General features: G+C 39.2%; 20 protein-coding genes. 14 read left to right on the plus strand and 6 right to left on the minus strand.

Going from position 1 to position 19,061, the window contains the following annotated elements:
- Nucleotides 1–45: 45 nt before the first annotated feature.
- Together HII32_RS03630 and HII32_RS03635 are read right to left on the minus strand one after the other, a co-directional pair.
- Complete coding sequence (locus HII32_RS03630) at nt 46–828, minus strand: potassium channel family protein (RefSeq protein ID WP_246224811.1); 783 nt, start codon at nt 826–828, stop codon at nt 46–48.
- A gap of 9 nt (nt 829–837) precedes the next feature.
- Entirely contained in the window at nt 838–2,985 is a 2,148-nt protein-coding gene (locus HII32_RS03635) for a sulfatase-like hydrolase/transferase (RefSeq protein WP_172188391.1), read from the minus strand.
- A 170-nt stretch (nt 2,986–3,155) separates the two neighbouring features.
- On the opposite strand from HII32_RS03635, the gene HII32_RS03640 reads away from it, so the two are divergent.
- The 4 genes from HII32_RS03640 to HII32_RS03655 are packed head-to-tail and all read left to right on the plus strand — an operon-like array spanning nt 3,156 to nt 5,432.
- Nucleotides 3,156–3,815, plus strand: a complete 660-nt coding sequence (locus HII32_RS03640) for a histidine phosphatase family protein (protein WP_172188393.1) — start codon at nt 3,156–3,158, stop codon at nt 3,813–3,815.
- Nucleotides 3,805–4,248, plus strand: coding sequence for a GNAT family N-acetyltransferase (locus HII32_RS03645; protein ID WP_172188395.1), 444 nt, complete (start codon nt 3,805–3,807; stop codon nt 4,246–4,248). The genes HII32_RS03640 and HII32_RS03645 overlap by 11 nt, the downstream gene beginning before the upstream one ends.
- 58 nt (nt 4,249–4,306) lie before the next feature.
- The gene (locus HII32_RS03650) at nt 4,307–4,798 is read left to right on the plus strand and encodes a hypothetical protein (protein ID WP_172188397.1); all 492 of its coding nucleotides are present in this window, start codon (nt 4,307–4,309) and stop codon (nt 4,796–4,798) included.
- On the plus strand, nt 4,785–5,432 hold the full coding sequence (locus HII32_RS03655; RefSeq protein ID WP_172188399.1) for an ATP-binding cassette domain-containing protein: 648 nt from the start codon (nt 4,785–4,787) through the stop codon (nt 5,430–5,432). Before HII32_RS03650 ends, HII32_RS03655 begins: the two co-directional genes overlap by 14 nt.
- Nucleotides 5,433–5,513: 81 nt before the next feature.
- Here the strand turns inward: HII32_RS03655 and HII32_RS03660 are convergent, their stop codons facing one another.
- Nucleotides 5,514–5,999: a C40 family peptidase gene (locus tag HII32_RS03660; protein ID WP_172188401.1), complete on the minus strand. Its 486-nt coding sequence runs from the start codon at nt 5,997–5,999 to the stop codon at nt 5,514–5,516.
- 196 nt (nt 6,000–6,195) lie between these two features.
- Complete coding sequence (locus HII32_RS03665; protein ID WP_172188403.1) at nt 6,196–8,925, minus strand: MMPL family transporter; 2,730 nt, start codon at nt 8,923–8,925, stop codon at nt 6,196–6,198.
- Nucleotides 8,926–9,225: 300 nt separating this feature from the next.
- Here HII32_RS03665 and HII32_RS03670 point away from each other — a divergent pair, with 300 nt between their 5' ends.
- From HII32_RS03670 to trxA, 3 genes are read left to right on the plus strand one after another with little or no spacing between them, the layout of a single operon-like run.
- On the plus strand, nt 9,226–9,858 hold the full coding sequence (locus HII32_RS03670; RefSeq protein WP_172188405.1) for a glycoside hydrolase family 73 protein: 633 nt from the start codon (nt 9,226–9,228) through the stop codon (nt 9,856–9,858).
- Nucleotides 9,859–9,907: 49 nt separating this feature from the next.
- Nucleotides 9,908–10,687 carry a TerC family protein gene (locus HII32_RS03675; RefSeq protein ID WP_425483264.1) on the plus strand — a complete coding sequence of 260 codons (780 nt, stop codon included), beginning with the start codon at nt 9,908–9,910 and terminating at the stop codon, nt 10,685–10,687.
- On the plus strand, nt 10,638–10,970 hold the full coding sequence (trxA, locus tag HII32_RS03680; RefSeq protein WP_172188409.1) for a thioredoxin: 333 nt from the start codon (nt 10,638–10,640) through the stop codon (nt 10,968–10,970). The genes HII32_RS03675 and trxA overlap by 50 nt, the downstream gene beginning before the upstream one ends.
- On the opposite strand, the gene HII32_RS03685 is transcribed toward trxA, so the two are convergent.
- Nucleotides 10,954–11,343: a hypothetical protein gene (locus HII32_RS03685; protein WP_172188411.1), complete on the minus strand. Its 390-nt coding sequence runs from the start codon at nt 11,341–11,343 to the stop codon at nt 10,954–10,956. The two genes, trxA and HII32_RS03685, sit on opposite strands and share 17 nt — an antisense overlap.
- 75 nt (nt 11,344–11,418) lie before the next feature.
- On the opposite strand from HII32_RS03685, the gene HII32_RS03690 reads away from it, so the two are divergent.
- From HII32_RS03690 to HII32_RS03700, 3 genes are all read left to right on the plus strand, one after another.
- Nucleotides 11,419–11,973, plus strand: a complete 555-nt coding sequence (locus HII32_RS03690; RefSeq protein ID WP_172188413.1) for a GNAT family N-acetyltransferase — start codon at nt 11,419–11,421, stop codon at nt 11,971–11,973.
- Nucleotides 11,974–12,298: 325 nt separating this feature from the next.
- Nucleotides 12,299–13,699, plus strand: coding sequence for a Na+/H+ antiporter NhaC (gene nhaC, locus HII32_RS03695; protein WP_172188415.1), 1,401 nt, complete (start codon nt 12,299–12,301; stop codon nt 13,697–13,699).
- 232 nt (nt 13,700–13,931) lie between these two features.
- Complete coding sequence (locus HII32_RS03700) at nt 13,932–14,585, plus strand: LysM peptidoglycan-binding domain-containing protein (RefSeq protein WP_172188417.1); 654 nt, start codon at nt 13,932–13,934, stop codon at nt 14,583–14,585.
- Nucleotides 14,586–14,642: 57 nt separating this feature from the next.
- Here HII32_RS03700 and HII32_RS03705 read toward each other — a convergent pair whose 3' ends face one another.
- Entirely contained in the window at nt 14,643–14,876 is a 234-nt protein-coding gene (locus HII32_RS03705) for a CsbD family protein (protein WP_172188419.1), read from the minus strand.
- A 384-nt stretch (nt 14,877–15,260) separates the two neighbouring features.
- Between HII32_RS03705 and HII32_RS03710 the strand changes: the two genes are divergently transcribed.
- The 4 genes from HII32_RS03710 (at nt 15,261) to HII32_RS03725 (ending at nt 18,996) form a co-directional block, all read left to right on the plus strand.
- The gene (locus HII32_RS03710) at nt 15,261–16,097 is read left to right on the plus strand and encodes a metal ABC transporter solute-binding protein, Zn/Mn family (RefSeq protein ID WP_172188421.1); all 837 of its coding nucleotides are present in this window, start codon (nt 15,261–15,263) and stop codon (nt 16,095–16,097) included.
- Between the two features lie 229 nt (nt 16,098–16,326).
- Nucleotides 16,327–17,280, plus strand: a complete 954-nt coding sequence (manA, locus tag HII32_RS03715) for a mannose-6-phosphate isomerase, class I (protein ID WP_172188789.1) — start codon at nt 16,327–16,329, stop codon at nt 17,278–17,280.
- Between the two features lie 11 nt (nt 17,281–17,291).
- Complete coding sequence (gene rdgB / locus HII32_RS03720) at nt 17,292–17,885, plus strand: RdgB/HAM1 family non-canonical purine NTP pyrophosphatase (RefSeq protein WP_172188423.1); 594 nt, start codon at nt 17,292–17,294, stop codon at nt 17,883–17,885.
- Nucleotide 17,886: 1 nt separating this feature from the next.
- Nucleotides 17,887–18,996 carry a PfkB family carbohydrate kinase gene (locus HII32_RS03725; protein ID WP_172188425.1) on the plus strand — a complete coding sequence of 370 codons (1,110 nt, stop codon included), beginning with the start codon at nt 17,887–17,889 and terminating at the stop codon, nt 18,994–18,996.
- The last annotated feature ends 65 nt before the right edge of the window (nt 18,997–19,061 follow it).

Consider the following 19,061-nt stretch of genomic DNA (forward strand, 5'->3'; position numbering starts at 1 on the left):
CGCAAAAATGGTATCTGGACGTTCTCACGTTCAGATACCATTTTTTTAAGATTTATTCGACGACTGTGTTTTCGTCGTTTTTTTACTCTGATGCAGTTCACGTTGTAAGGCATTGACCTTGCGAGTTAATTGATTTACCTGCTGGGTCAGTTCTTTTAAGGCCTTGGTCTGTTCATCTTCGGTATCATCTTGCGCAGTTTGGGTGAAGTAATCGGTAATTGTCGAGGTTAATAAACCGATAAAACCAATCCCACCAAACATCAAGACGGCGGCCACGATTTTTCCTCCCGCAGACTTAGGGGTGACATCACCATAACCGACGGTCGTTGATGTTACCACGGACCACCAGAGTGATTGGGCTAAAGAGTGATGTTCAAAAAAGGAAAAGAGCAGCGATGCAAAAATCAAAATGACCAAACTAAATGAAAACAAGTAAATAAAGCCGGTGTCATAAAAGAAATTGTGGATTTTACGACTCCAAGTACCTGACCAGCCTAATTTCCAAAAGACGTGGTATTCCCGCAACACTGCAACGATCCGGGCCGCTCTGAAAAAGACAAAGATGGGATGGGAAGGTACTAAAGCCAGCAGATCAAACAAATTTTGGATCAAGAAATCCTTTTTAGACTTAGCTACCAATAATCGTGTTAGGTAATCAATCAAAAAGACTAACCAAATGGCGGTAAGGCTCCAATTCCAAATGCCAGATTTAATATTAATCAAGTGCAGCAGGCCCAAAAAGACGATACTCATCGAAATTAGGGCTAAGCCACAAATGAAGAGGTGATAAATTAAGATTAAACTGTTGTTTTGTTTTTTGGCTTTCAAGCTGTTCGCCTACCTTAGTGAGGCTGAATTCACGTCGTCCGGGTTGGTAATCTTAATCCGACTAGTGTCAGTCTTTTTGTGATCCACTTCTGGAGCATCGGTAAAGTATTGAGAAGCGGTTGATTTGTTACCGTTACGAGAGTACAAACTAGTAGATTGACTGCCCTTCTTCTTTTCAACCTGTTTTTCTTTGGCTAGTTCATCGGCGTAATTGTAATTTTGCGGATTAATTGGTTTAAAGCCTTTAGGCGTATAGAAACGAAGTAAGTTCTTTTCGTTAAGTGAATCCGATAGGGATAATTCGGTTTGGACTTTTTTGTCGTTCTGGGCGAAGAGCTTCTTTTGTTCATCAGTCGGATTGATAATTTCTTGACCGGTTTGATTATCATAAACCGTTTTGTTTAAAGAGGTGTATTTAGGTGATACCCAATCTTGATTTCTAAAGGCGACTAATTGATCGTGTTGTTTGGAAAGTAAATCAGTCCCAAACTGAATGTAGCGTTTACTACTAATACCCAAAAGATGCATTAAGGTTGGTAAAGCATCAATTTCACCGCCATAGGTCTTAAAGATCTTTCCGTCACTACGACCAGGAATATTTACCATGTACGGTACTCGTTGTAATTGGGCATTGTCAAAGTCATCCCAATCATCAGGATTTTTGCCTAAGGCTTTGGCGAGACTCTTATTTTCAGAATTAGAGATTCCATAATGATCACCATAAAGAACGATTACGGAGTTATCTAATAGCCCGGTTTTCTTTAAGTAGTCATAAAATTCCTTGATAGATTGATCTAAATAGTGCGCCGTCTTGAAGTAATTATCCACGGCCTTGTCGCCGGTATCGGTAGTCTTGAAGTCAGAATCTTCACTATCGGTATCATAAGGGAAGTGGTTAGTAACGGTGATGTATTTGACGTAAAATGGTTGTTGCAAATGTTCCAAATAAGGAATTGAATCATGGAAGAGTAACTTATCTTTGAGCCCATAACCACCAGCACGATCACCGGTAGTATTGAAGTAACTAGCATCAAAGAAGTATTGGTAACCCATGTTTTTATAAACATTGTTACGATTCCAAAAACTGGCAACGTTACCATGAACCACGGCTGAGGTGTAGCCAGCTCGTTGGTTTAAAATAGCGGGGGCAGCTTGGAAGGTATTATCGCTACCCAGTTGGGCGAATAACGATCCCTGTGGTAAGCCGTAGGTACTGGTTTCAAGCATATTTTCAGCATCGGAAGTCTTCCCTTGGCCAACTTGGTGGAAGAAGTTAGAGTAGGCATAAGTGGATTTACTATTATAGATCTTGTTTAAGAATGGGGTCACTTCTTTACCATTAATTTTTTGGCCGATTAAGAATTGTTGGAAACTTTCCAAATGTAAGACAATTACGTTTTTGCCTTTAGCCACTCCATAATATTTATCGTTAGGTTTGGCGTAGTGCTTTTGAGTGAACTTCTCTACGGCTTTTAATTCGGATTTAGTGGCCGTTGAACGCAATTCGTGGTTTTGCTGGGTCTTCATCCCGTCATAGACCGTAAAGGCGTCTAATCCTAAATATTTAACGATATAGGTTCGATCAAAGGTCCGGGTAAGAAGTTGGGGCCGATCCATTTCGCCTAGTGCTAGGTTAAAGGTAAAAAAGAGCACTGACAGCGAGGTAGCGGCAAAACCGATCCGTTTATTAAGAGGCCGATTATCGATTTTGATTTTCTTGGCCAACATGAGCCCTAGCACTACTAAAATATCAAGCCAGTACAAAATATCGTGGATATCAGTTAGGGCTAGAGAGCTACCACTTAATCCTTGGTTAACCTTGGAATAACCAGTCATGGTGGCGACCGTCATAAAGTCGGTGAATTCCCGGAAATAAATGACGTTTAGATATAATAAGACGGTGTTAGCAATATCCATGATAAAAGCCATTGGATAAAAGTAGCGTGACTTCTTGAAATAAATGGGAAGACTAAATAATAAAACAGTGGTGGCAATAGGATTAATTAATAAAATAAAAAATTGAAAGGGATTAGACACGCCTAGTCGAAAATCAACTACATAGGCAAACATGGTTTTAATCCAAAATAAAACTGCTAATAGGGTTAAAAATCCCAATCGAGTACTGCTGGTTTTTAGAATTTTATTTACGTATTTCACGGTTGTGCTCCTTAAAATTTTAGCTGTAATTATCTTAGCAGACCAACTTCCAAACTGGACAAAAATTTAGCAAATTTAAGTGTTTGTTGAACATTATAAGCTAAAAACTGAATAGTATTGCTATTTTGCATGCGGTATACTAGAAGTAATTAAGAAAGGATGTGGCATTGATGGCAAAGATTACGGTTTATATGGTGCGACATGGTCAAACGTATTTTAACATTTATAACAAGTTACAGGGGTGGAGTAACTCACCACTGACGCAAAAGGGTCAGCAAAATGCTCAAGATACTGGAGCTAAGTTAGCTCAAACACCATTTGTGGCGGCTTATTGTTCTGATACTACCCGAGCCATGGAAACTGCGGCCGCAATCTTAGCGGCCAATCAAGTTTCCCATCTTGATCAGCCGGTGACATCGCCATTTTTCCGCGAAGAATTCTACGGTTATTTTGAAGGAACTGATATGGATCAAGCCTGGTACTTAGCGGGGGCGCCACACGGGATGCCTACTTTTGCTGATATCGTGGCAAAATACTCAATTGGTAAGGCCAAAGATTTGTTAAAGGCGGCTGATCCGTTTCATCAAGCCGAAGATAATCAAGAATATTGGGCGCGGTTAAATCAAGGCCTTGATCTCATTAAGCATAATCCTGACTTGCATGATGGTGATAACGTTCTTTTGGTTAGTCATGGAAATACCTTGCTGAGTTTAGTAGAACGGTTTGGCAACGGTAAGTACGATGTCAGTCAACGACCAGCCAATGGGAGTATCACTAAGTTAGAAATTAATGATGATGAAATTGAGGTTAGTGCCTTTAATGTCCAATAGTTTAACAATTAAAAACAGCCAACAAGTAGATAGTCAATTAGTCAAAGATGCCCATTTCATTCGCGAAATGGTTTTTGTAAATGAACAGGGAGTGCCGTTGGAATTAGAGTATGACGGTACTGATAACGAAGCGACCCATTTTGTGGGCTACGTCGATCAAACGCCGGTGGTGACTGCTCGGGTTACTATAACAACTCAAGGTGCTCATATTCAACGAGTTGCCACTTTAAAGCAATTTCGGCGGCACGGGTACGCACGTGAGTTACTGCTAGCTTTGATGGATACCGTGTCAACTCAATTTACAGAGGAGATTTTTTATCTAGATGCGCAATTAACGGCAATTCCATTTTACGAAACACTGGGATTTCAGACCGTGGGGACGGTCTTTATGGATGCTGGTATTCAACATAAAAAAATGATTAAAACTAATTAATTGGGGGCCGAGAAGTTGCTGGCCCTTTTTTTAGTCACAAAATATTGGAGTAAAGACAATGGATTTGGCAAATCGAGATCTAAAAGTAAATAATAAACAAACGCTGGTATTAGTCTTTTTACTAGCAATCATAAGTGCCGGCGCCAGTTGGAGCTTAGAATGGGCATTAACCACGGCGGACTTAGGTCTAGAGTGGTTAATACAAGGGCTGAGCGTTGGCTTAATGATGGGGCTAATGGCTGTTGGTCCCTTTCCTAAGCGTCGGTTAGCTATTAACCTCCGGGTGCACGGCATTAGTCGCGGCAAAATTATTGTGCTGGCATTATGGCAAGGATTAAGCCTGGCAATTATGAGCTTATTATTAGGTGATGTGATGATATATGTAGTGTTTCGGTGGTTGTTAGCCGGGCATTTGACTGAAGCACCACACTGGTGGTTAAATCTCGAATTATTAGTGGCGATGTTAATAGGGGCTGTGCTCAAAATTAGTCCAGCACTTAAAAAAGATCCGTATGTTATTGATCGGAGGAATCATCATGGCAATCATTGAATTAAAAAAAGCTACTAAAATTATTCAACAACGGCTAGCGATTGCGCCAATTAATTTGCGAGTGCGAGCGGGTGAATTTGTAACGTTAATTGGACCAGCTGCGGCTGGTAAAACGACGCTGTTGGCGATGATGGGTGGTCTATTGACGCCAACAACGGGTTCCGCAATGTTAAATGGTTATGATCTGGCTGATGTTTTAGAAGAACAGCGCCAAAAAATGCGATTAAGTCAATGTGGTTACGTATTAGGTCACAATGATTTAGTACCGTTTTTGACGGTGGACGAACAGTTTAGCTTAATTGAGCAACCCAACTTGGCGGGAAATAAATTAGAAGAGATGCATTTATTAAATGAATTTGCAGTACTTGATGTTCGACAACAATTAGTACAAAATTTAACCCCGCAACAACAACTAAGAGTGGCTATGGCCCAAGCTTTTTATAATCATCCCACCGTGATTTTTGTTGATGACTTAAGCCGCCAGGAGTCGGCTGACGACTGGTTACAACCATTAAACACCCTCCGTTACTTAGCACAGCGTCATAATGTAGCCGTAGTGATGGCGACACGAAGTGAAAATCTTAATTACATTGGTGATACTAGGTATCATCTAGCGGCAGGGCATTTAGAATAAAAAGAAAGGTCGATGCAATAGATATGCATCGACCTTTTTATATGTCGTGGGATTAAATTAAACTAAAGATATTATTATGAATTATTTTAAGTTAGCAACTCGTGCAGAACCATAGTAGTTCCACCATGGTGCCAAGATTTGTTCTTTAACGACACCGTTGTTTTGGGCGTCAATCATTTGACCATTACCGATGTACATTCCAACGTGATAAATTGAATAAGCGCTGTAACCGAAGAAAACTAGATCACCTTTCTTCATTTTGTCATAAGCAACTTTTTTACCAGCTTGATATTGGGCAGCGGCAGTACGAGGAATTTGTACTTTAGCGGTCTTTTTGTAGATGTAGCTAGTGAAGCCAGAGCAATCAAATGCTGAAGGACCAGTAGCACCATATACGTATGGCTTACCTAAGTTCTTCTTAGCAGTCTTGTAAACTGACTTGTATTTTACTTTAGTAGTTGGGATGTTAGTTGAAGCAGCTTCAGCAGTAGTTGAAGCGATAAAACCACCAGCAAGTAAAGAAACGAATGCAACCAAACTCAAAAATAGATTTTTATGTAATTTCATAATTTAATATAGCCCCCATATGTTTATGCTCTTACTTTAACAAGCCAATGTTGCAAAATTGTAACAAAACGTTTTCAAACAAATTAAATACTTTCTTAATAAATAAAAGATTTCCTTAATAAATAAGAATAAACCGCGCCAACATTGGAATAGACCACAAAAAAAGACCTCCGAAAAAAGAGGCCTTTTTTAGAAATTATTTTGTGAATTTTTTCAATAAACGACTTTTATCGCTCGCTTTAACTGCCATTTTACCTAAAGATGACACAATCATTGGCAAGATTAGGTAGTAAATAATGAAGGTAAAACCGGTAATCAAGGCTAATTCGATCATTGTCATGGCCATGCCTTGCGCCCAAGCAGTCAAGGCAACGCTGGTAACGATAACTAACATGACTAACATAATGTAGCGAACTACCTGAGCGTAACTCGCCATGGTAGGGCGAATCCACTCTAAGAGACTTAAGCGAGTATAGCGCATAGATAATCCTAAACTAATGATTTGCCAAGCCCCCACAGCAGTTACCGCTACTAATACTAACGGCAATACGTGCCAGTCAAAACTATTGGTGTGATTGAAATATCCCAAACTGAGGTAGGTCAGTTGAAAACCAGTGATAAGGGAAATGACAAAAGCAATGGTCCAATAAAGTGGCTGTAACATCGCTCGGCTTAAGCTAAAGACGGCAATTAAGATGACCGTTAAGATAATCGCCATGGCAATGATTAAGTCGTGTTTCAAACCATTTTGGGCTGCAGCCACGGCCACTGGTTCGCCGGCAAGGGCCACCTTAACGTAACGTAACGTTGATCCTTGGGTTTGGGTTTTGATTTGATCTTGCAATTGAGTCATTTGAGCGCTGGTTTGATTGCCCGGAGCTTTGTTAAAGACGACTTGCAAGGTGGTAATTTTATTGTTTTTACTATTATAGTTATACATATTTTGCAAGAAATCAGTATCTTGCAGTTGATCACTAGTAATGTAGTAAACGTCAGCCGCAGATGATTTTTGTAAACCGTGTAAGTAGTTATAGACGCTGTCTAGTTGTTTCTTCACGGCTTGACTTTTAATTTGGACATCATCTAAATCATCTTTGACTTTTTGAATTTTAGTACTGTAAGCATCTAGACTAGTATAAGAACCACTTAAGCCGCTTTGAGCTGCGTTCACATTAGCTACTAAATCGGCTACATCGGTTGAAGTTAAATTCAACTTAGTTTTTAAGGCGGCTAATTTACTTTCATAAGTTCGCACTTTTTTATTAGCGCTACTTTGTTGAGAAGCGGACGCTTGGCTAGCAGCGGCCGTAACTTGGTTTTTAATTTGACCACTTTTATCGCTAATGGTTTGGTTAGTGGTGGTGAGTTCATCTAACTTAGCTACTTGTTGTTGCAGTTTTTCAACGTCAAGGCTTTTTTGACTACCTTTAAGTTCTTTTTTGATTTTGTCTAACTGTTTAGCAGCAGATTTAACTGAACTGGTAATATCTGTTAATTGATTAGAAACATAATATTTATCAATAGGCATACCGCTAGGTTGAGTGACAGAATACACATCGTGAACACCAGGCATGGTTTGTAACTTAGTAATTAATTGATCGATTTGTTGTAAGTAAGCTTCTTGGTTAAATGGCCAATCATTTTTTAAGTAGATAGTCACCGGAGTGGGTTTACCTTCATTAAAATGAGCTTGCAGCACCTTAGCACCATTTACCGCTTGATTATGGTCTTTGATGGCGGCGACTGGTGTGAAATCTAGGCTGGGCCGGAAGTTATAAATGAAAGGAAAAGTTAAGTAAACAGCTACCAAGAGACCTGCCAAGGGGCGCCACAAAGAAAAGCTGACCACTTTGTTCCAGAAATGAGATTGAACGTGTTTATTAGGACGGTTATTGGGCCAAAATAAACTTTCACCTAAAGCAGCCGTGAAAATCGGATTAATGGTTAGCACTGCAAGCATTAAAACTAAATAAGCAATGCCCACACCATACAGGGCTTTGATTGGAATAAATGGTAGAAAACCAGTGAGTCCAAAGCCAATGGCTAAAGTAAAACCAACGGCAGTGATGGGAAACCGCAGGCCTTTGATCATTTGTTGGGTAGCGTAAGCCCCATCAGGCTGTAACAAGAGGGTGCGTTTTAAGTGACGGTAAAGATAAATATTCCAAATTAAGCCCATAGTAAGGGTCGCAATTGCGATTTCTAATTGTGAATATACTGAAAAGGCCCAATGATAATGAATGGCTAAGTTAGTGACGATGCTTAACGATACTACGTAACTAGCAAAGAGAACGATTAATGAAACAAAAGCGGCAAGGATTGATCGGAAGTAAATTAAAACAATTAAGGCAGCTACTACAAAGAGAGCAATCGTAACAATATTGGTAATTTTGGCAATTTTTTTCGTTTGGAGCTGGTTAATAATAGTTGGGCTGGTAACGTAATTTTTCAGGCCACTAATTTTACTAGCAGATACTAGTTGGGTAGTAATACTAGGTAAATCGGCATTAGCTTGTTTTAAATCCAAAGTGATAACTTCAGTCGTTTTGTCTTTACTTAGAATTTGGGCTTTACCAGCTTTGTTAGTTTTTAAGCTAGTAATTCGTTTAATACCATAGTAGTCTTGATCTTTCTTTAAGGTAGTTAACTTAGCATTGATCTTCGCCTGTTGTTTTTTAGTAATCGGCTTGTGACCATGGTTATAAACTAAGCTGACTTGTTTGGTATGACCTAGGCCATGTCCCATCTGCGCTTGAATCTTAGCAGCTTGTTTAGGTTGGGCATTAGAACTGTATGTAATATCGCCGGCCTGTTGAATCATATTGTTTAGGCTAGGTGTATAAATAATGGCAATGAAAATAATAGCCAGCCAAATAATTAATGAAAAAATGCGATTTTTATGTAATTTACTAACGGTGCTTTTCATATTCTCCAAACTCTCCCCGTAATCGATTTAACGTTAGTCACTGTAAGTATAATTTTAGCATTATCTTAAGCAAAGTTATTAAAAAATTTAATAATATTAGAATTATGCAACCGTTTTTACGGAAAAATTAAGTTTTCGGAGGATAAATTTCGGTTGAAATGATTAGTTAAAACTAATTTATCCCCCGATGATTATTAAAAATACCTTAATGAAATTATTTTATGAAGCGAAAAGCTGCCGTTTTAACGTCGTTGATGATAAAATATCGATAACAAATCCGATAAAAGTGGGGGAACGCAATTGCGAAAAAAATCCGGGGGATTCATCATTATTGCGACAATTTTAATTTTAGTAGTACTAGGGGCTTTTTACGTGCGGCGAACTTCTCAGATCAATCAAGCTAACGCCCTAGCCCAACAGGCTGCCCAACAAGCATCAGAGAGTGCGCATGCAGCCGTGGTCAAAGAACAAAAAGAACATAATCAATTCATTGCATCGGTAGCTAAACCAGCCACGGTGCTATATGAAAAACAACAACAAGTATTGCCTAGTATTGTGGTGGCTCAAGCAATTTTAGAGTCAGATTGGGGTAAGTCTGGTTTATATAAGAATGCCAACAATCCGTTTGGTATCAAAGGAAACTATAAGGGCCAGTCGGTACGTTACGAAACCACTGAAGTTTTAGATGGTAAAAGTCAAAAAGTTTTAGCTGACTTTAAGAAGTACCCAAACCTAGAAGCAGCCATTAATGATCACAACCAAATTTTAGTAACTAATTACGTTAAAGAAAATAATACTCAATCTTATCAACAAATGGCCAAAAGTTTACAAGAGCATGGTTACGCTACCGATCCGGACTATACGGATAAAATTGTTAGCATCATTCAAAAATATAAATTAAGTGACTATGATTTAAAAGCCATTAATGGTTAAAATGGTGTTAAGATAATGGTTACTTAAATGGATGGAGGAATTGTATTTGCTGAATTGGCTTGTTAATTTATATGCACCATTTTTTGATTTGAACAATTGGAAAACGGTAATTGAATCTGGTCAAGATTGGCTGATTATTTTATCGTTGGTTTTGATTGAGTGTTTGCTTTCCGTCGATAATGCGGTGGTGTTAGCAGCACAAACTCAGGTCTTACCTACTAAAGAAGAACAAGAAAAATCACTTTTTTATGGTTTATGGGGCGCTTATATTTTCCGCTTCCTTATTATTGGGATTGGGACATATTTGATTCACTTTTGGGAAATCAAGGTCATCGGTGGGGGCTATTTACTATATTTAGTTTATTCCTTCTTTAGAAAGACCAAGAAAACCCATACCCGCAAATTAAAAAAAGGCGGCAAAATCTCACTATTTTGGTCAGTGGTGATTCAAATTGAATTTATGGATATTGTCTTCTCCATTGATTCCGTGTTAGCTTCGTTAGCTATTTCATCGAACCCAGTTATTGTGTTGATTGGTGGGATGATCGGTATTTTAGCAATGCGGGGAGTGGCCGAAGTAATTATGAAATTAATGGCCAAAATTCCTGAATTACAGCCAATGGCTTATATTTTGATTGGATTTATCGCCATCAAATTAATTCTTTCAATTCCAGCAATTGATATTGAAATTCCATCAAGTGTCTTTGGAATTATCGTATTATTAGCTATCGCTGGAACCATTATTTTCCATTATGTAAGAAAAGGACGGGGTAATAATAGTGGCAGTGGAGATCAATCAACAAAACCTAACGACAGTGACCAACAATAAAATGACCGTGATTGATTTTTGGGCACCTTGGTGTGGTCCTTGTAAAATCATGGATCCCATTTTAGAACAATTGGAAGCTGAATTAGGCGATCAGATTCAATTTGCAAAAGTAAATGTCGATAATAATCAGGCTTTAGCCGAACAATATCATGTGATGAGTATCCCTAGCATCGTGGTATTTAAAAACGGTGAGGCCAAAGAAAAAGTCTCTGGGTTATTTCCCAAAGACAAATTAAAAGAATATTTAGTTAAAAAATTAGGCGAGGCTAGTGAAACGGCTTAATGTCTTTACTAGCTGCTAATTGGGTAACTTGACGATCTAATGAGTTCAGATTTTGAAGAGAAAAATTCAAAACTGGACTCATTATGTGTTTTTTCTGGGGATCGGGGACTACTTGTGATTTTTTCAAGTCGGGCAACATGGCTATTAAATCGGCCTGGGTCAAATTAAGGGCTCGAGCGTAGTACATGGTGCGTTCAAAGACTTCGTTTTTAAACGCTAAATAATATGCAATTCCCGCTCCAGCAATCAGCCAAAAGGCAGTCCAAGGTAACCCAACTTGACTTGGACCAATAATTTTAAAGAATAACATGCCAAATGCATATATAATGTAAAGAATGGTGCTAATGATGGTCCATTTTGTTTTGGAAGTCATAAAACGCCTACTTTCTGGTTAATTAATATAGTTTATTATAAACCACAAATTTTGAGAAGATAGAGGTTGTTTATTGTGAAATTTTCAATTCGGGTTATTCATCCGAACGATTATGCAGCGGTGCATGAGTTAGTGGCCTTAAGTTATGGTCAAAATGATCAGGCCACTGATCGCGTGGCGACGATTGAACGATTACGGCAGTGGAGTGATTACAATCCCCGCTTTGAAATTGTTGCTGAAGAAGTTAATACTGGTCGAGTGATCGGCCATAGTCAAATGGTACCAGTAACGGTTAAAGGTCTAACTAACCAGCCCTTTAAATTGGTATCGATTATTAGTGTTAGTGTTTTGCCGGAATTTCAACATCATGCTATTGGCCAAGGCTTAATTAAAGAATTAGAAAGTCGGGCACAACTTGCTGGCTATCCAGCAGTGAGTGCGATAGATAAAGGCGATTTCTTCTATAATGATGGTTATGTGGCCGGGGAGAATTTTAACATTCAATCCACCATGCCCATTGATACGTACGATAATTTGATTAAGCCATTGTTTGATGGAGCTTTATTTAAAAAAGCCGGTAAGATTTATTATCCGGATGAATTCTTTGGCGTGAAGCACCATTTTAATTAATGGTTGACGATGGTCGTTATCGTTGGTAAAATTGGTGCACAATTAAAATGAAAACGATGATGCTATATCAAGTAGCTGTTTATCTGTGGGTCAGGAAGCCGGTGGTTGCTGCGAATCGGTCAGGGTAATTCAGACGAAATACTGTAGCTAGTGTCCTTTGGACCGGAAAATAACTAGAACCGTTACTATCTAGTGAGAAGAATTTGGGCTGCTTGTAGTGGCTCCAATTTTAAAACTGGGTGGTACCACGGTCATGCGTCCCTACTGAATTAATTTTCAGTAGGGGCGTTTTTTTGTGGTCTCAGGAAAAATAGGAGAGATGAGTATGAAAGAAAAGCAACAACAATCAAATGTAAGTATGATAGAAGGTATTTGGATTTTAATCATTATGATGGTTATCTTGGGAACGGCGGTTATTAAATTTCAAGTTAGTCCAGAAGTTCCTATTTTACTGGTGATAATGTTAATTATGTTTTGGGCTCGTCTTCGCGGCTTTTCGTGGGATGATATTAATAATAGCTTGATAAAAGGAGTTAGTACCGGTATTATTCCCATTTTTATTTTTATATTAATTGGGGCTTTAATTAGTACGTGGATCTTAAGTGGGGTTATTCCTAGCTTAATGGTTTGGGGCTTTAAATTGATTTCGATTCGTTGGTTTTTACCGTCAGTATTTGTGGTTTGTGCTGTGGTAGGGAGCGCTATTGGGAGTGCCTTAACGGTGATTTCGACCGTGGGGATTGCCTTTTTAGGAATGGGAATTACGATGGGGATGAATCCAGCGATGGTAGCTGGGGCCATTATCTCCGGAGCGGTATTTGGCGATAAAACTTCACCACTATCCGATTCAACTAACTTAGCGGCCGCAATTGTCGGTGCTGATTTATTTAGCCATATTAAAAATTTGATGTGGTCGACGATCCCGGCCTTTATCGTTTCTTTGATTGGTTACGCGCTTTTGGGCCATGGTAGCAATCATTTTAATGGAGCGACTATTAACCAAACTATTAGTACTTTGCAACATCATTTCTTCATTAGTCCGTGGGCTTTATTACCAATTGTGTTGATGTTTGTCTGTGCTTGGGTTAAATTACCAGCTATTCCCACGTTATTTGTGAACGTATTAGTGGCTATTTTAATGAGTTTCTTAAATCAAGCACATTTGAGTTTGACTAAAGTCGCCGACGTGATTATTAATGGAATTGTTGCTAAGACGGGCAATGCCAATGTTGATAAATTGCTCAGTCGTGGTGGTATTAGTGCCATGATGGGGACCGTTTCCTTAGTAATCTTAGCTCTAGGACTAGGGGGATTATTAATGCACCTAGGAGTGATTGAAGCGGTTATGAAGCCGGTCTCTAAATACCTAAATTCGCCTAAAGCATTAGTGACGGCTACTTTATTAAGTGGCTTGGGGGTTAACTTATTTGTCGGCGAACAATATTTAGCCAGCATCTTACCTGGAAATGCGTTTAAGGACACCTATCGACGGGCAGGATTGGCGCCAGTAGCTTTAAGTCGGGTGTTAGAAGATGGTGGGACCGTCATTAATTACTTAGTACCGTGGGGAGTTGCCGCTGTTTTTACCGCTCAAACTCTAGGAGTAGCGACTCTAAGTTACTTGCCATTTGTCTTTTTCAGCTTAGCTTCACCACTATTCTCATTACTAAGTGCTTACACCGGAATCGGTTTGAAATATTTAAAAGACGAGGTGAAAGACGAATAGATGCGATGAGCACGCGATATATCCGTTTTTAAAATCCTAATTTCAATAACACAATTGTTACTTAGAGGTGACATTGTTACGAAATTTCTGGGTTAGTTTAATCTGGCTGATATTGAGTGGTAACAGTCATGCTTTATAGTATGTAATTGTTAAATCGATGAGCCGAACAAAAGAAACGGCCGTCATATGTATCTAGAAACTAAATGGATTTTAATTAATAGGAGAATATATTTTGAAAAAACAATTATCTTTATTTTTAGCAACCGCTACTGCAGCTTTAGGTTTATACGTTGCCGGCTACACTTACGCTGATGCCGCAACTGTTACTGTAAAATCAGGTGACACTGTTGCTAAGCTAGCTGCTGATTACAATGATACTATTAATGGTATTAAGAACCGTAACAACCTTGCTGACGTTAACTTTATCGTGGTAGGTCAACAATTAGAAGTTGGCGAAGACACTGCTAAGGCTGCTACTACTAGCACTCCAGCAACTGCTGCTACTACTCAAAGTGCACCAGCAGCAACTACTAATACTAACCAAAACACTCAAGTAGCAACTACTAACAATAACGCTACTCAAAATACTCAAACTAATACTGCTTCAAAAGCAGCATCTACTACTTCAAACAGTAGCAGTAACTACAGTACTGGTTCACATGCCGATGTATTGAGCCAAATGGAATCACGGACTGGTGTTTCAGCTTCTACTTGGAACTACATCATCAACCGTGAATCAAACTGGCAAGCTAACGTAGTTAACAGCACTTCAGGTGCCTATGGCTTGTTCCAAAACATGCACATCAGTGGCGGTTCAGTGCAAGACCAAATTGATGCTGCCGTAAGTCTATACCACCAACAAGGTATGGCTGCTTGGGCAATGTAATTATTACCCAATAAAATTTAAAAAGGTGAATCGACTATGTCGATTCACCTTTTTTGTTTAAAATTTTTTCTTTAATTTATCAAAAGCTTCCTTAGTTTTGTCTTTGGCGTCATCAAATTTATCTTCGACATCATCTTTAACATCACTAAGTTTTTCTTTTAGTTTTCCACCAGCATTTTCAGCTTTACCTTGAGCTTCCCGGGCCTTATCGTTGGTTACTTTCCCTTCGACTTCTTTAGCCTTACCAGTTACTTGGTCCTTAGTTGCGTCCACTTTATCATCTAAACTCATTGTAAATACCTCCTCAATTAATCCGAGTAAATTAACGTCAGTTAGTCGTCTAAATCATCAACCGTATGCTTTACATGCCGAACTGTGCCACAAAAACTAGTTTGTAAAGAGCAGTCCGGCTGTGGTAACTGCTTAGTAGGAGTAGATTCATATAGGTTCATAAGCCAGCCTCCAATTTATTTATTAACCATAATTATTGCAGAAAAGCGCTACCAAAACAAAAAATATGCTTGCAGGCCTAAATTACAATTGACGAGGAAAATATTTTCTTGTAAAGTTAAACAGTAATGATTACTTTTTAACCAAAATTAATTAAGGAAAGCGAGCAAAAAATTGAAAATAAAATGGCAGCGACTGGTAACAATATTAGGGTTATTGGGATTAATGGCAGTGGTAACTGGGTGTGGCAAACAAACTACTACTAACAGTGAGCAGATTAAGGTGGTTAGTTCCTTGGATTTTTACGGAGAAGCGGCGCGAGCGGTACTTGGCCAACATGGTCAGGTTACCACTATCATTAATAGTCCTAGTGTGGATCCGCATGATTTTGAACCTACCACTAAAGATGCTCAAACTGCGGCTCAAGCCAACGTTACCATTGCCAACGGGATTGGCTATGATGATTGGATGACTAAAATTACCACTGATAAGACTAAAAACATCAAGGTGGGAAAATTAATGAATAAGCACGATGGCGATAATGAACATCTTTGGTATAATTCGCAAACCATGCGCCAGCTGACTGACAAGTTGGCTCAAACTTATAGCCAAATCGATCCCAAGCATCGAGCTGATTATGAAAAGAACGCGAAAAAATATCAGCAACAATTACGCCAATTAGATACCTTAATTAAGCAAGTGAAGACCCAGGTGAACGGAAAAAAGGCCGATGTTAGTGAACCAGTCTTTGATTACGCGTTAGCTGATTTAGGAGTTAAAATTAATAATCGCCAATTCGAAAACGCAATTGAAAAGGGAGTTGATCCGACCCCAGCCGCCATTAAGGCGATTCAAACGGATATTACTAAACACCGAATTGCCTTTTTTGTGGATAATTCTCAAGTAAGTAATCCAACGGTGAGTGGTTTAGTTGACTTAGCCCATAAAAATAACGTTCCAGTACTCAAAGTGACTGAAACGTTACCTAAAGATAAAACTTACTTAGACTGGATGATGGGTCAGTACCAACAATTAAGAAAAATTACCGCGTCAACACATTAAACGAATTAGCGGTTAATAAGTCGGTGTAGTGAATAATTCTTGTAAATTTTTATCGAGTCGAACTTTTAGTCGATCAATTTCTTTGGCAGCAGCGATGATTTCATCGTTGGTGTCAATTTTTTTGTCCCTGTTAGCAATTTCTAATTATGAGAATGGTACAGACTAATCGGGAAAAATATTCTATACTCAAGATAGCACAGAAACTATGTTGGGGGTTAAATGTATGTCAATCAACGAACCACTTTTTTTAAATGCACCACTACACGATAAAATCTGGGGTGGTACTAACTTAACTCAATACGGCTTTACTTTATCTTCTGATCATGTGGGTGAAGCCTGGATTGTGTCAGCTCATGATCATGGAACGAGCACCATTTTAAACGGTACGTTAGCTGGCCAAACCCTCAAGCAAGCCTGGGATAAACACCCAGAATTGTTTGGTGGTCACCCGGCTGAACAAGCTTTTCCGATGTTAGTTAAAATTTTAGATGCCAATAAGGATCTTTCAATTCAAGTTCATCCAGCAGACGAGTACGCTCGTGCTCACGGTGACAAGTATGGTAAGACCGAAAGTTGGTATATTCTCTCTGCGACGCCAGACGCTAAATTATACTTTGGTCATAAAGCGCAAACCAGAGAGGAATTGGCCGCTGCCGTTCATGAAGGTCGTTGGGATGACATTTTGCGGACAGTTCCCGTTCATGCTGGGGAATTTGTGTACGTTCCTGCTGGCACGTTACACGCTTTAGGAGCCGGCATTGTGGCCTTGGAAACGCAACAAAGTTCTGATACGACTTTTCGGTTTTACGATTTTGATCGACCCGATGCCCATACGGGAAAGTTACGACCACTACAAATTGATCCAGCCATTGAGGTTACAACGGTTCCCCACCAAGATTATCCCACTCAAGCAACGGTTAAAGACGTCGAAAATGGTCAGTTAACTTTATTAGTTGACGCGCAGTATTTTGCGGTGGCTAAGCTAGAAATCCATGGTACCAGTCATTTACGGGCGGCTAAACCATATCAAATTATGACGGTGATTGCTGGTAACGGTGAAATTAAGGTGAATGATAAAACCTACCCGTTGATTAAAGGCCAATCTTTAATTTTGCCTACCAGTATTGCTGAATATGAATTAAGTGGTGACTTAACTTTAATCATGAGTCACGAAAATCGCTAGGAGGAATAAACATGACCAAAACGGTAATTATTGCGAGTAAAAATGACCACAAAGTAGCTGAATATAAGCAAATGCTAAGCGACGTAGATGTTGACGTAAAGTCGTTAGCTGATTTCGCCGATGTGCCAGAAATCGATGAAAATGGCGCTACTTTTTCGGAAAATGCTCATATTAAAGCAGCTGCGATTGCCAATCATTTTCAATTACCAGTAATTGCTGATGATTCCGGCTTGATGGTACGAGCATTAAACAACGAACCGGGAGTACATTCGGCTCGTTATGCGGGAGATCATGATGACGCCGCTAATCGGGCCAAGGTATTAGCTAAATTAACGGATAAAACAGATCGTTCGGCAGTTTTTCACACGACGATTGTGGCGCAAAAACCAAATGGCTCAGTGTTAGAGACGGTGGGGGAAGTGCCCGGCCAAATTGTCAAAGAACCACGTGGTTCGGAAGCCTTTGGCTATGATTGTCTCTTTTTACCAGATGGTAAAGATAAAACATTTGGTGAAATGACTAAAGAAGAAAAAGATGAAGACAGTCACCGCGGTCGGGCGTTAGTGAAATTATTGGCGCAATTTGACGAATGGTGGCATGCTTAAAATGCCTGATAATAACGAACTGACCAAACGTGAACAACAAATTCTAGAATGGATTCAACAGGATCCGATGATTAGTCAAAATGATTTGGCCAAATTAGCTGGAATTTCGCGCTCCGGTGCGGCAGCTCATATTTCTAGTTTGATGAAAAAGGGCTACCTCAAGGGCAAAGGCTATATTGTGGCTGAAAAACGCTATGCTTTAGTCATTGGTGGGATCAACATTGATACTTACGGAATGGCTACGCAAAATTTCACTACTAAAACTTCTAATCCCGGACATATTTCGCACCAAATTGGGGGATTAGGGCGTAATATGGCACTGAATTTACGTAAATTGGGAGTGTTTAATTACTTTATTACGGCTTATGGTGATGATTTTTGGGGTGAACAATTTAAGGCGGATGTGGCTAATAACAACATGGATATTAGTTATGCCAAACAATTTTCAAACCAAAAAACCTCTAACTATATTTATTTAAACCGCGCTAATGGTGAGCGTTTTATCGGTTTAGATGATATGGGCATTAACGATTTGATTACTCCCGAGTTTTTACAACAACGCTTAGAAATTATTAAGGCGGCTCAATACCTGATAATTGATACTAATTTACCTCAAGCAACGATTGACTGGTTAGCGGCTAATTATAGTGGTCCCCTTATTGCTAAGGCGGTCTCAATTACCAAAACTGGGCGTTTGAAATCCGTCCTAAACCAGTTAGATACCTTAGTGATTAATGGGGTAGAAACTCCTATTTTAACCGATATTGATCCGTTAAACCGCGCCCTCGCCGAACGAGCTGCGGCTAGTTTAGTGAAGCAAGGAGTCACCAATGTCTTTTTGTATGTTGATGGTTTGGGTGCCGTCTATGCTAACCAAAAAGAAATAAAATACTTCAAGCAACCTAATTCACAAATTCTGAATACTAATGGCGATGGTGCCGCTGCGACGGCCGCTATTGTCTTTGCTAAAATCAAGCAAATGGACTTTGATTTAACTGGTAAAATGGGAACGGCAGCAATGGCAATTACCGCCAAAAGTCAAGAGTCCGTAAATGCAGAGATGAATTCACATTTGTTAATTGAAACTGCAAATAAAATTAAAGTGAGCTGAGAAAAATTATTCTCAGCTTTTTTATTTGGCTCAAAATTATGTGAAAAAAATTACAAAATTCATTT

This window comes from Lentilactobacillus kribbianus (assembly GCF_013184075.1).
Lineage (GTDB): Bacteria > Bacillota > Bacilli > Lactobacillales > Lactobacillaceae > Lentilactobacillus > Lentilactobacillus kribbianus.